6 protein-coding genes are annotated in these 13,644 nt (G+C 38.1%); all 6 read left to right on the top strand.

Features of this window, described 5'->3' with window-relative positions:
- Window positions 1-168 precede the first annotated feature (168 nt).
- The 6 genes from MQX03_RS04535 (at window position 169) to MQX03_RS04510 (ending at window position 13,582) form a co-directional block, all read left to right on the top strand.
- Window positions 169-2,697, top strand: a complete 2,529-nt coding sequence (locus MQX03_RS04535; RefSeq protein ID WP_242801820.1) for a glycosyl hydrolase 115 family protein — start codon at window positions 169-171, stop codon at window positions 2,695-2,697.
- A gap of 90 nt (window positions 2,698-2,787) precedes the next feature.
- Window positions 2,788-5,535 carry a T9SS type A sorting domain-containing protein gene (locus tag MQX03_RS04530; RefSeq protein ID WP_242801819.1) on the top strand — a complete coding sequence of 916 codons (2,748 nt, stop codon included), beginning with the start codon at window positions 2,788-2,790 and terminating at the stop codon, window positions 5,533-5,535.
- 243 nt (window positions 5,536-5,778) lie between these two features.
- Window positions 5,779-8,406, top strand: a complete 2,628-nt coding sequence (locus MQX03_RS04525) for a beta-glucosidase (protein WP_242801818.1) — start codon at window positions 5,779-5,781, stop codon at window positions 8,404-8,406.
- 133 nt (window positions 8,407-8,539) lie between these two features.
- Window positions 8,540-10,513: an alpha-L-arabinofuranosidase C-terminal domain-containing protein gene (locus tag MQX03_RS04520; RefSeq protein WP_242801817.1), complete on the top strand. Its 1,974-nt coding sequence runs from the start codon at window positions 8,540-8,542 to the stop codon at window positions 10,511-10,513.
- A gap of 226 nt (window positions 10,514-10,739) precedes the next feature.
- Window positions 10,740-12,422 carry a ribulokinase gene (locus MQX03_RS04515; protein WP_242801816.1) on the top strand — a complete coding sequence of 561 codons (1,683 nt, stop codon included), beginning with the start codon at window positions 10,740-10,742 and terminating at the stop codon, window positions 12,420-12,422.
- Window positions 12,423-12,883: 461 nt separating this feature from the next.
- Window positions 12,884-13,582, top strand: coding sequence for an L-ribulose-5-phosphate 4-epimerase (locus MQX03_RS04510; protein WP_242801815.1), 699 nt, complete (start codon window positions 12,884-12,886; stop codon window positions 13,580-13,582).
- Window positions 13,583-13,644: the final 62 nt, after the last annotated feature.

Here is a 13,644-nt window from a genome sequence, read left to right as displayed (position 1 = left end):
CTCCACTCAGGTCGGGCTGCGAAAGATTCGCTGCAATAAAAGAATCCGTAGGATTCAATAGCAATAGCCGTAGGTGCAACCTATGGAAAACGAAATATAAATAATATGCGAACCCTGAAAGGGTTCAATTAATCAGTAAGATTTCATTATTAATAAAAATAAAAGATTATGAATCGAATAAAAATATTTTTTCTTGTCGTATTTTTCGGATGTTGTCTGCAGATCAATGCAACAGAGCCGTTTATCAGCACAGAAAAAAAATCCGAAAACGTTGTATTAAAAGAAAAATCCGTTAGTCTATCCATTTTCACAAACTCAGAAATCGACAATGGAATTTTAAGAGCTGTCAAAAACCTGCAATCCGATTTCCAGAAAGTAACAGGTGAACAGCCCAATATACTGAATCAGATTTCAGGAATGAATTCTCCTTTAATCATCATTGGAACTATAGGAACCAAATCGGTGATTGATGATTTAATCAGACAAAAAAAGATTGATGGAAAAGCATTAACCGGAAAACGCGAAAAATACGTCATTCAGAATATCAGCAATCCATTTCCTGGCGTTTCCGAAGCGATTGTGATTGCAGGCAGCGACAAACGAGGAACCATTTATGGTATTTATGAAGTGTCTCGGCAAATCGGCGTTTCACCCTGGCATTACTGGGCAGATGTTCCGGTGGAAGCAAAAGAAAATTTATACTTCAAAAAAGGAATTTATACCGACGGAGAACCTGCCGTAGAATACCGCGGAATTTTCCTGAATGATGAAGAACCTTCTCTTGGCGGTTGGGCAAGAGCTACTTTTGGTGGTATCAATTCTAAATTTTATGAAAAGGTTTTTGAGCTGCTTCTTCGCTCCAAAGCCAATTATCTCTGGCCTGCGATGTGGGGAAAAGCATTTTACGATGATGATGTGTTGAGTGGACCTTTGGCAAACGAAATGGGAATCATAATGGGAACTTCACATCATGAACCGATGGCTCAGGCACAAACGGACTGGCACAGATACATCAAAAAAAATAATCTTCCGAACGTTTGGGATTATTCTAAAAATGCTAAAGTGTTGCAGGATTTCTGGAAAGCCGGAATAGTAAGAAGCAAAAACTGGGAAAAATTAGTCACTGTCGGAATGCGTGGCGACGGTGATGAAGCGATGGGAGAGGGAACCAATATTTCCTTATTAGAGAACATCGTAAAAGACCAGCGCAAAATCATTCAAAATGTTACAGGTAAAAATCCAAGCAAAACGCCACAGGTTTGGGCTTTATATAAAGAAGTTCAGGATTATTATGACAAAGGAATGAGAGTTCCGGATGATGTGATTTTGCTATTTTGTGATGATAACTGGGGCAACGTAAGAAAGCTTCCGGATCTTTCAAAACCTTTGCATAAAGGCGGTTACGGAATGTACTATCACTTTGACTATGTAGGCGGACCAAGAAATTCTAAGTGGATTAACATCAATCCGATTCAGAGAGTTTGGGAGCAGATGAATCTTTCTTACGAACATAAAGTAGATAAAGTTTGGGTTGTGAATGTTGGCGATTTGAAACCAATGGAGTTTCCAATCAGTTTCTTTCTGGAGATGGCTTGGAATCCGAAACAATTTAATTCTAAAAATCTTCTGGAATATACCGAGAAATGGTCTGCTCAACAGTTTGGCGAAAAACATTCAAAAGAAATTGCCAGAATGATTAATCTTTATGCAAAATATAACCGCAGAGTCACACCGGAAACGTTGGATAGCAAAACATTCAGTCTTGAAAATTATAATGAATTTGAAACGGTTTTGAATGACTACAGAGCTTTGGCGTTGGATGCATTACGTTTGAAAGACCAGATTCCGGCAGAATATCAGGATGCGTATTATCAGTTGATTCTTTATCCGATTGATGCGTGCAGCAATTTGTACGAAATGTATTATGCAGTGGCGAAAAATAAAGAATTGGCAGCGAAAAATGATATTCAGGCAAATTTTTATGCTGATAAAGTAAAGGAATATTTTGAAAGAAATGCATATCTCGACAATAAATATAACAATGAGATTGCAGGTGGAAAATGGACGCATATGATGGATCAGATGAAGATAGGTTACAAAGCCTGGTTTGATGGAAAAGTAAATATAATGCCTGAAGTCACGTATGTTTCGGAAGCAAATGTTCCGAAGAACAAAGTATTCCAAGAGAAAAACGGTTACGTTTCAATCGAAGCCGAAAATTTTGCGAGAATGAATAATTCAGACAGAAGCCATTGGGAAGTGATTCCTGACTTCGGAAAAACAAAATCCGGAATTACGACTTTTCCACAGAACGCTTATCCGAAAGTTGATGAAAATATTTATCTGGAATACGATATTAATTTCGAATCAAAAGGCGAATTTGAAATTCAGCTTTTACTCGCGCCGACTTTAAATTACAATCACAATAAAGGATTACGCTACGAGATTTCTTTTGACGGCGGAACACCACAAACTGTTAATTTCAATGGCCATTACAAAGGCGAACTGGGACGATGGCAGTCGGAACACATCATTAAATCAATCACAAAACATCAGATTTCACAACCGGGAAAACAGACTTTACGTTTCAGAGTTCTAGAACCCGGAATTGTTTTAGAAAAGATTTTAATCAACACAGGCGGACTTAAACCAAGTTATCTGGGAGCGCCGGAAAGTGATTATTCAGGAAATAAATAATCAATTTTCCACACATTTTATTTCAAAAAACAATAATAACATATTGAGTTAAATTAAAATTTATGTCACATTTAAAATCAAATTATTACTATGAGAAAAATCGTCAATTTAGTACTTGCTGCCATGGCAGGTATCGTATTCACAGGGCATCTTAATGCACAGAGTACACAGAGCGCAAAAGTGAAAATTGATAAGAATATTACTTATCAGAACATTACAGGATTTGGAGGCTTTGTCTGCAGTCCGCAGTTTGCCTACAATCACATGACAACTGCAGAAATTCAGAAACTCTGGGGAAATGGGGCTACCGATGCGGGATACAATATGCTGAGGCTGTATATTCCTGAAGACAGTTCCAACTGGCCACAGGTTTTGGCCACTGCACAATTGGCAAAATCAATGGGTCTGATTGTATTTGCAAGCCCCTGGACAATGCCTGCAGCATGGAAAACCAATAATCACGTTAACGCAGTGTACACAGATACAAACGGAGTACAGCAAATTGGTTATCTGAAACCTGCAAATTATCAGGATTATGCTCTTCATCTCAACAGTTTCGTAACTTATCTGGCAACCAACGGAGTGACACTTGATTATATTTCTATACAGAACGAGCCTGATGAAATGGCACAATACCAAGGTTGTATCTGGACGCCAACGCAGATTGCTACTTTCGTTAAAGATTATGGACATTTGATCAACTGTAACGTAATTGCTCCGGAAAGTGTAGGTTTTACAGATAATTTTGCAAATGCTTTTTTAAGTCCTGCAGTGATGGCAAATTTTGAAGTGTATGGAGGTCATCAATATGGATCTATGCAGTCTGTGTACAAGCAATTTCAAAATTATAATAAACAAATCTGGCAAACAGAATATCTCATCAACTGGAATTCCAATACCAGTGTACCTGCAAGAGACTTTAATTGGTCGATTGACGGTTTTACTTTTGCAAGAAGCGTAAATAATGCGATGCTCGGTAATATTAATGCATGGGTTCATTACGCATCAAAAAGATACTACGGAATGATGGGTGATGGTACAAATGGTACCGTAGCAGGTGAGATGACAAAAAGAGGATATATTTTATCGCAGTTCGCAAAGACGACAACGGGTAAAAGGAGAATTGATGCTAAATGGGAAGTAGCCAATGGAGCGTTGGAAGGTTCATCATACATTTCACAGGATGGAAACCAGATTACATTGGTGGTCATCAACTCATCTGCAAACTCTTATAACCTGAAAGCAGATCTGCCGTTTTTTACCAATTCAGGAACCAGTACAACAACGTCACAAACTTCGAATATGGTTTCTGCTCCATTCACATTTTCTACCGATACGTTCAGACCGCAGATTATGGTGAGTCCTTCAAGCGTAATGACTTTTGTTTTTAATAAAAGTGGAGACCGACCAGTATCGTTAATGACAGGAACAGAGATGCATTATAATAAAATTGAAACTCAGACCACTACAAATCCGGCTTTCGGTACAGGTCATCAGTTATCTGGTCAGACAGTTACGTTTTACAATTCTACACCGCTCATCAGTTCAAATACTACCGCAGCGAACGGATATGTAGCATTAAACGACAGATATAATAAACTAATTTTTAATGTCCTAAGTTATACGACCAGTAATTTGCCAACTTCTTCAAATACAACATTATATTATGTAGACAGTAATGGAACACTAAGAAATCACAATTACGGAAGTGTAGCGTTTCCAACGCCGGGATCAGGTAGTTTTAATCTGGTATTTGATATATCCAGATCGTTACTGCCTTTTGGATGCAAAGGAATTATTGGGCTGAGAAGTGGAAATTTCAGTTCTATTCTTACACTAAAGCTTGGCGATGTCTACTTCAATGTAGGAAACGAAAGAGCATCAAAGTTTGAAGCTGCATACGCATCTACAGACAGTAATCTTATGGATGCCTTGGAAAATGAATATTATACTTCATTAGATTTTAGAAATACAACTGGAATTAATTCGACATCAAGCTGGATCAGTACCTCTCAAAACATAAACAGTTTATTCTACGTCAACAATTCAGTGAGCAATAACAATATAAATGTGGTATCCGGAACTACCTGCAGTACACTTATTCTTTCTGATCAGGGTAAAGACTTCCAGATACCTTTTAATTTTACTGCAACGGCAGCATCATATACACGAAATTTCAGCGATTATGGCGTTGTATTACTGCCTTTTGAGGCAAGTATTCCGTCGGGAGTAACCGCATATACCATGATTCCGTCTGCAACGGGTGTAGCATCCACGCAGATTACCAATGGTATCATTCCTGCAAATACACCTGTACTCGTTAATGCTACTGGAAACATGAGTTTCGTCGGTTCAGGTAATGTATCAACTCCAAAAGCAATATCTGTAAATCAGATGAATGGGGTTTATCATACGATAAAAGTTCCTGCTGGAGCGTACGTGCTTAAGACAGAAAACGGAGTTACGGGATTCTATAAAGTAACTGCCGGAAACGAACCTTTTATAAATCCTTTCCAAGGATATATTACTGAAGAAAATACTTACACCAATACTTTTCTTCCATTAAGTTTTGCTACGCTTGCAGTTTCTCAGAGTGAAATGATAAAAGATGAGGTAAGTGTTTATCCAAATCCTGCGCAAAATGAATTTTTTGTCGAGCTTAAATCAAATACGGCAAACTATTCACTATTTGATGCAAAAGGAAGTTTGATTGCTGGAAAGCAGAAACTTTCTTCAGGTAAAAATAAAATTAATATTGCGAACCTTCCGGTTGGAGTGTATTTCGTTGAAATATCTGATTCCGGTCAAACGGTAACACGTAAATTGATTAAAAAATAATCTATTAAAATTTAATTCTAAAGCCATCAGCTTTTCTGGTGGCTTTTCTTATGCGATTATGCAAAATATTGATCAGGATTATTTCGTGAATTAAAATAACAGAAACATTAAGATAAAAAACAAGTGTATTTTATACATTTATTAAGGATAGAATCTTATATTTGTCATTATCACATTATAAAAACACATCCAGTGATTTTATTTGAGCCAAATGAATAAAATAATGGATTTAAAATCAACAATATGAATAAAATTCTGTTCACCTTATTATTTGTAATCAGTAGCGTAAGTTATGCACAGAACTACAAACATCCCTTCCAAAACCCCAAACTTCCCGTCGAACAAAGAATTGACAACCTTCTCGGACTACTAACCATAGAAGAAAAAATCGGAATGATGATGGATAATTCCAAAGCAGTTCCTCGCCTCGAAATTCCCGCTTACGGATGGTGGAACGAAGCGCTTCATGGTGTGGCGAGAGCAGGTACAGCTACAGTTTTTCCCCAAGCCATTGGTTTAGCCGCAACCTGGGATGTTCCGGAACATCTCAAAACTTTCGAAATGATTTCTGATGAAGCCCGTGCAAAATATAATAAATCTTTCGATGAAGCCAGTAAAACCGGACGTTATGAAGGGTTGACATTCTGGACTCCGAATATTAATATTTTCCGTGACCCACGGTGGGGAAGAGGTCAGGAAACTTACGGAGAAGACCCTTATCTGACTTCTGTTCTCGGTGTTGCTGCGGTAAAAGGTTTGCAGGGAAATGACCCAAAATATTTCAAAACACACGCCTGCGCCAAACATTTCGCTGTTCACAGCGGTCCGGAATGGAACCGCCATTCTTACAATGCAGAAGTTTCCAAAAGGGATTTGTATGAAACTTATCTTCCTGCTTTTAAATCTTTGGTTTTGGAAGGAAATGTAAGGGAAGTGATGTGTGCTTACAATGCTTTCGACGGACAACCGTGTTGCGCCAACAATACATTGCTTACAGAAATTCTTCGGGGAAAATGGAAATACGATGGGATGGTAGTTTCCGACTGTTGGGCTTTGGCAGATTTCTACCAGAAAAAATACCACGGAACCCATCCCGATGAAAAAAGTACTGCTGCTGATGCGCTGAAACATTCTACAGATTTAGAATGTGGAGATACTTATAACAATCTTAATAAATCTCTTGCCAGCGGATTAATCACCGAAAAAGACCTTGATATATCAATGCGAAGAATCCTGAAAGGTTGGTTTGAATTGGGAATGCTTGATCCCAAATCTTCCGTTCATTGGAACAACATTCCATATTCGGTGATAGATTCGGATGAACACAAGAAGCAGGCTTTGAAAATGGCTCAAAAGTCTATTGTGCTGATGAAAAATGAGAAGAATGTCCTGCCTTTAAATAAAAGCATTAAAAAAATCGCTGTGGTTGGTCCCAATGCTGATGACGAAATTATGCAATTGGGAAATTACAACGGAACACCTTCTTCAACGGTTACGATTTTAGACGGAATTAAAACTAAATTTCCAAACGCTGAAATAATCTATGAAAAAGGAAGTGAAGTAGCAGATCCTACGGCAAGAACTTCGCTCTATCAAAATTTTATCAGTCAGAAAAATGGACAAAAAGGGTTGAAGGTAGAATTCTTTAACAATAATGAATTCAAAGGTCAGCCGATCAATACATCAGTCAATAGTACTGCAATAACGTATAACAGCTTTGGAGGAACACAACTCGCTGCGGGAGTTGCCAGAGAAAATACATCGGCAAGAATTTCCGGAATTTTTAAAAGTAATTATTCGGGCGAAGTAATATTTTCTGCCGCAACATCAGATATTTACACGCTTTTTGTTGACGGCAAAGAAATCGCCACCAGAAAAGGTCCCGACGCAAGACATCCTTCGGAATTTCCTGTAAAAATGCAGAAAGGAAAAGAGTATCAAATAGAACTCCGTCACAGCCAGAAAGGAAAATACGTAAGCATTACGTTTGAAGTTTACAAAAAAGATCCTGTAAATTTCGCTTCGATAAAAGAAAAAGTGAAAGATGTTGACGTTATCATTTTTGCTGGCGGATTGTCGCCAAGTCTTGAAGGTGAAGAAATGTTAGTAAGCGCCGAAGGTTTCAAAGGTGGTGATAAAACCTCGATAGAACTTCCGAAAGTTCAACGTGAACTGCTTGCAGAATTAAGAAAAACCGGAAAACCTGTTGTTTTTGTGTTGTGTACAGGAAGTTCGCTTGGTCTGGAACAGGATGAAAAAAACTACGATGTATTGTTGAATGCCTGGTACGGCGGACAAGCCAGCGGAACTGCGGTTGCAGATGTTTTGGCTGGAGATTACAATCCGTCTGGAAAGTTGCCGATTACCTTTTACAAAAATTTGGAGCAACTGGATAATGCACTTTCTAAAACCAGCAAGCATCAGGGTTTTGAAAACTACGATATGCAGGGAAGAACCTACCGTTATATGACAGAAAAACCCTTGTATCCGTTCGGTCACGGTTTGAGTTATTCAAAATTCAATTATAGAGATGCAAAATTGAGTAAAAATTCTATTAATTCTAATGAAAATTTGATTATTACAATTCCGGTTACCAACATTTCAGAAAGAGACGGCGAAGAAGTGATTCAGATTTATGTGAAAAGGAATAACGATGCTTTAGCTCCTGTAAAGACTTTAAGAGCTTTTGAAAGAGTTTTGATTAAATCTAAAGAAACAAAAAATGTCCAACTCACAATTTCCAATGAATCATTCAAATTTTACGATGAAAAAGCCGATGATTTGGTTTCAAAATCAGGAGATTATACCATTTTTTACGGCGGAACTTCTGACAATGCAGGATTAAAAAGTATGCAGTTAAAAGTCAAATAAACTATTCTCAATTTAGAAAACCTATAAGGTTTATCAATAAACAGAAATACCACTCAATTTAAAAGTTTATTATTAGAGATGTCACACTGAGCGTAGTCGAAGTGTCTATTTGGACAATCAAAATAAATTATCAATGAAAACTAAAAATAAAATCTTCACCCTTCTTCTATCAACTTGCGTTGCATTTTCATCGGCACAAACCTCAAAGTTTACTTTAGATTTGGACGGAAGTTCCACCAACATCAAAATCCAGCCAACGATGTACGGAATTTTCTTCGAGGACATCAACTTTGCAGCAGATGGCGGTATTTATGCAGAACTCATCAAAAACCGGAGTTTTGAATTTGACGAACCATTAACGGGCTGGGAACAACAAAACACGAAAACCCTTTCTCCAAATTTAGATTCCGGTTTTCTGACGATTTATTCTGATGATTCCAAAACTAATAAAAACTACGGAAGAATAACCGTTTACAATGATAAAAATTATATTTTGGAGAATGAAGGTTTCAGAGGAATCGGACTTCATCAGAATTCCAGATATGATTTTAGTTTTGACTTGGAAAATGTATCAGGAAATATTTCTGCGGTCAATACAAGTCTGATAGATGAAAATGGAGTCGTAATTTCTACAGTTCCGATTTTAATCAAAGGAAAAGGCTGGCAAAAATATACTGCTGTTTTTTCTCCATCAAGAACGGTTGAAAAAGCGAAACTTCAAATCACCTTCACAGGAAACGGTGTCGTCAATATGGATATGATTTCCCTTTTCCCACAAGATACTTGGAAGGGAAGAAAGGGTGGTTTACGTAAAGATTTAGTTCAAAAATTATACGACTTGCAACCCGGATTTTTACGTTTTCCCGGAGGCTGTATTGTCGAAGGCAGAACGCTTGCCGAAAGGTATCAATGGAAAAAAACTTTAGGAAATGTCGCCGATAGAGAATATCTCATCAACAAATGGAGTTCAGGTTTTGCACATCGCCTCACTCCCGATTACTATCAGTCGTTCGGATTAGGCTTTTATGAATATTTTCAGCTTTCCGAAGATTTGGGAGCAGAACCTTTACCGATTCTGAGTTGCGGAATGGCTTGCCAGTTTAATACTGGAGAGTTGGTTCATTTAGAAGAATTAAATCCTTACGTTCAGGATGCTTTGGATTTGATTGAATTTGCTAATGGAAGTCAAACCACAAAATGGGGAAAAATCCGTGCTGAAATGGGACATCCGCAACCGTTCAATATGAAGTATATCGGTGTTGGGAACGAGCAGTGGGGAGAAGATTACATTGAACGTTACAAAATTTTTGAAAAAGCCATCCACGCCAAATATCCTGATATTAAAATTATTTCAGGAAGTGGACCATCGCCTGACGGAGAATTCTTTGAATACGGCTGGAAAGAGTTAAAAAAACTCAATGCACAAATTGTCGATGAGCATTATTACAATTCGCCCGAATGGTTTACAAAAAATGCCGGACGTTACGATGCTTACGACCGTTCCGGACCAAAAGTTTTTGCCGGAGAATATGCTGCTCAATCAGTCGGAGTTGTGAAACCTGATAACAAAAATAACTGGCAGACTGCATTGTCGGAAGCCGCTTTTATGACAGGATTGGAAAGAAACGCAGATGTGGTTACGATGACTTCCTACGCACCGCTTTTTGCCCACGCAGACGGTTGGCAATGGACACCGGATTTGATTTGGTTTAATAATTTGAAGTCATACGCAACACCGAATTATTATGTTCAGAAATTATTTTCAAATAATAAAGGAACCGATTTAATCAAAATTTCGGAAAACGGAAATGCTGTAAAAGGACAAAACCAACTCTTTGCATCTGCAGTGAAAGATGGTAAGAATAATGAAGTAATCATCAAAATAGTTAATACAGATTCTCAGGAAAAGTCAATTGAAATCAATCCAAAAAACATAAAATTAGGAAGCAAATTAACCAAAACAACCTTGACAGCTTCTCAACTTTCGAGTGAAAATAATTTTGAAAAAGAAAACATAAAACCTCTTGAAGAGAATTCTGTGATTAAAAAAGGGAAATTTTCTGTTCAAATTCCACCCAATTCTTTTGTTGTTTTAAAGATAAAATAGCCTTTAAGTACCATCAATAAAAGAAAAATTAAAATTAAGTGTAATATTTACATTTATTAAAAATAAAAATTTATATTTGTTTAAATCTCTTAATAGAAATGCAACGATTTCGTTCAACCTAGACATTTAGTATTAGAGATGTCACCCTGAGCCAAGCTTGTGCTGAGCCTGCCGAAGTAAAGGGTCTACCAAAATAAAAATTAATAAAAAATAATTCATCGCAAAAATGAAGAAATACGTTATCGGATTAGATTATGGAACAGATTCAGTTCGTGCAGTCCTGATTGATACAGAAAACGGAGCCGAACTCGCCACATCCGTAAGCTATTATCAAAGATGGAAAGGAGGAAAATTTTGTCAGCCGGAACAAAATCAATTCCGTCAGCATCCGCTTGACCATATCGAAGGCTTGGAAAAAACCATTTCAGAAGTTGTCAAAGAAAGTGGAGTAGCACCTGAAAGTATTGTCAGCGTTTGTATCGATACCACAGGTTCATCACCGCTTCCGGTAAACAAAGAAGGAATTGCATTGGCTTTAACGCCTGGTTTCGAACAAAATCCCAATGCGATGATGGTGTTGTGGAAAGACCATACTTCAATTTCAGAAGCAGAAGAAATCAACCATTTGGCGAAAGATTACACTAAATTTGAAGGCGGAATCTATTCCTCCGAATGGTTTTGGGCAAAAATTCTTCACATCAATAGAGTTGATGACAATGTGAAAAATTCGGCTTACAGTTGGATGGAACATTGCGATTATATCACGTTTCTTCTTTCTGACCATCAGGATTTGGCGACTTTCAAAAGAAGCCGTTGCGCAGCGGGTCACAAAGCGATGTGGCACGAATCGTGGGACGGACTGCCGTCAAAAGATTTCCTCGGTCAGTTAGACCCTTCATTAGCTGAACTTCGTGACAGGCTGTACGATAAAACTTACACTTCCGATGAGGTTGCAGGAAATTTAAATCAAGAATGGGCATCAAAATTAGGATTAACGACCAATACGGTGATTGCTGTAGGAACTTTCGACGCACATTCCGGAGCAGTTGGCGCAAAAGTGGAGGAGAATACACTCATCCGAATTATGGGAACTTCCACGTGCGATATTATGGTTGCACCTAACGAAATTATCGGAAACAAAACTGTGAAAGGAATTTGCGGACAGGTAGATGGTTCGGTCATTCCCGGATTGATTGGTCTTGAGGCAGGTCAATCTGCTTTCGGAGATTTGTTGGCCTGGTACAAAGATATTCTGATGTGGCCAACTCAAAATATTCTGATGAATTCTAGTGTCATCGATGATAATCAAAAAAAACTTTTAAAAGAAGAAATAGAGAATCATCTCATCCGAAATCTCACTTTGGAAGCGGAAAAAATTCCTCTTTCCGAAGCCGTTCCTATCGCCTTGGATTGGATTAACGGACGAAGAACACCTGATGCGAATCAAGAGCTGAAAGCTGCTATCAGCAACCTGTCACTCGGAACGAAAGCACCACACATTTTCAAAGCATTGGTGAATGCTATTTGTTTCGGTTCCAAGAAAATTGTTGACCGTTTCGAAGAAGAAGGCGTGAAAATCGAAAAAGTCATCGGAATCGGCGGTGTTGCCAGAAAATCGCCATTCATTATGCAGACGTTAGCAAACGTACTGAATATGCCGATTGTAGTAGCAGCATCCGACCAGGCCCCGGCTTTGGGTGCAGCGATTTACGCCGCAGTTGCAGCAGGAATTTATCCGAATGTTCAGGAAGCGATCCAGAAAATGGGTTCCGATTTCGAAGCCGAATATTTCCCACAGGCAGAACAGGTGGAAAAATATGCAGAATTAATGAATCAATATCAGATTCTCGCTGACTTCACGGAAAACAATATCAAATCGAAAAAGAAGTTGAAAGTTGACAGTTTATAGTTGATAGAAATTTTAACCAGGATTTGAGAGCTCCGTAGGAGCGTACTGTTAATAGCCAAACATAATCATCCATACACATCAAGCCTCGTAGAGGCGACCTGTTAAATAGATTATAGTACAAAAACTAACGATTAAAATTTTTATGGCAGCTTTATCCGTCTTCCGCTCCCAATCTTTTTTGCCAACGCTTTTGCCAATACAAAAAAGGATTTCCGCTCAAGCCGGGCTGCAGATTCAACATAAAACAACGATCAACATAAAAACACAATTTTGTCATTCCGTAGGAAACCTAACGAAGTGGTTCGACGAAGTCAATCTAAGCAAACTTTGTATAGACTTCTACGGAATGACAAAGGAAACTTAAAAAATTAATTCTTGGCTAAGTTTACGCCTTTGCGAATTTAAAACAATAGAATAAATAAAAAACTTTGCGCTCCTTTTGCGTTAAAAAATATAATAAAATGAGCATCTATAAAGAACTCCAGAGAGAATGTTACGAAGCCAATATGCAGTTGGATGCCTTGAAGCTTGTCGTTTACACATTCGGGAACGTTAGTGCAGTTGACCGTGAAAAAGGAATCTTTGCCATCAAACCAAGCGGCGTTCCGTACGAACTTTTAAAACCTGAAGACATTGTGATTTTAGATTATGATGCCAATGTGGTAGAAGGAAACTTAAGACCGTCATCCGACACCAAAACCCACGCTTACCTTTACAAAAACTGGGGAAACATTGGTGGAATTTCTCATACTCACGCAATTTATTCAGTCGCTTGGGCGCAGGCTCAGATGGATATTCCGATTTTCGGAACCACTCACGCCGACCATCTAACGACAGATATTCCCTGTGCACCGCCAATGCACGATGATTTAATCGAAGGAAATTACGAATACAATACCGGAATTCAGATTTTGGATTGCTTCAAAGAGAAAGAATTGTCTTATGAAAAAGTCGAAATGGTACTTATCGGAAATCACGGACCATTCACTTGGGGAAAAAATGCGGACAAAGCCGTTTACAACAGCAAAGTTCTCGAAACCATTGCAGAAATGGCATATCGCACAAGACAAATCAACCCAAATGCTCCCCGTTTGAAAGATTCGCTTATCAAAAAACATTACGAACGAAAACACGGCAAAAATGCCTATTACGGACAGTAAGAACTGTTGACTAAACAAACCTTCAAGGTTTCAAAAACCTTGAAGGTTTATATATATAATAA

Source organism: Chryseobacterium aahli (genome assembly GCF_022699665.1).
Classification (GTDB): Bacteria; Bacteroidota; Bacteroidia; order Flavobacteriales; family Weeksellaceae; genus Chryseobacterium; species Chryseobacterium aahli.
This window is presented reverse-complemented; position numbering and strand designations above follow the sequence as displayed.

Excerpts from the sequence above, each read along its gene's own strand:
- MQX03_RS04515 (WP_242801816.1), top strand. The coding sequence starts at position 10,740 with ATGAAGAAATACGTTATCGGATTAGATTATGGAACAGATTCAGTTCGT.
- MQX03_RS04510 (WP_242801815.1), top strand. The coding sequence starts at position 12,884 with ATGAGCATCTATAAAGAACTCCAGAGAGAATGTTACGAAGCCAATATG.
- MQX03_RS04535 (WP_242801820.1), top strand. The coding sequence starts at position 169 with ATGAATCGAATAAAAATATTTTTTCTTGTCGTATTTTTCGGATGTTGT.
- MQX03_RS04520 (WP_242801817.1), top strand. The coding sequence starts at position 8,540 with ATGAAAACTAAAAATAAAATCTTCACCCTTCTTCTATCAACTTGCGTT.
- MQX03_RS04525 (WP_242801818.1), top strand. The coding sequence starts at position 5,779 with ATGAATAAAATTCTGTTCACCTTATTATTTGTAATCAGTAGCGTAAGT.
- MQX03_RS04530 (WP_242801819.1), top strand. The coding sequence starts at position 2,788 with ATGAGAAAAATCGTCAATTTAGTACTTGCTGCCATGGCAGGTATCGTA.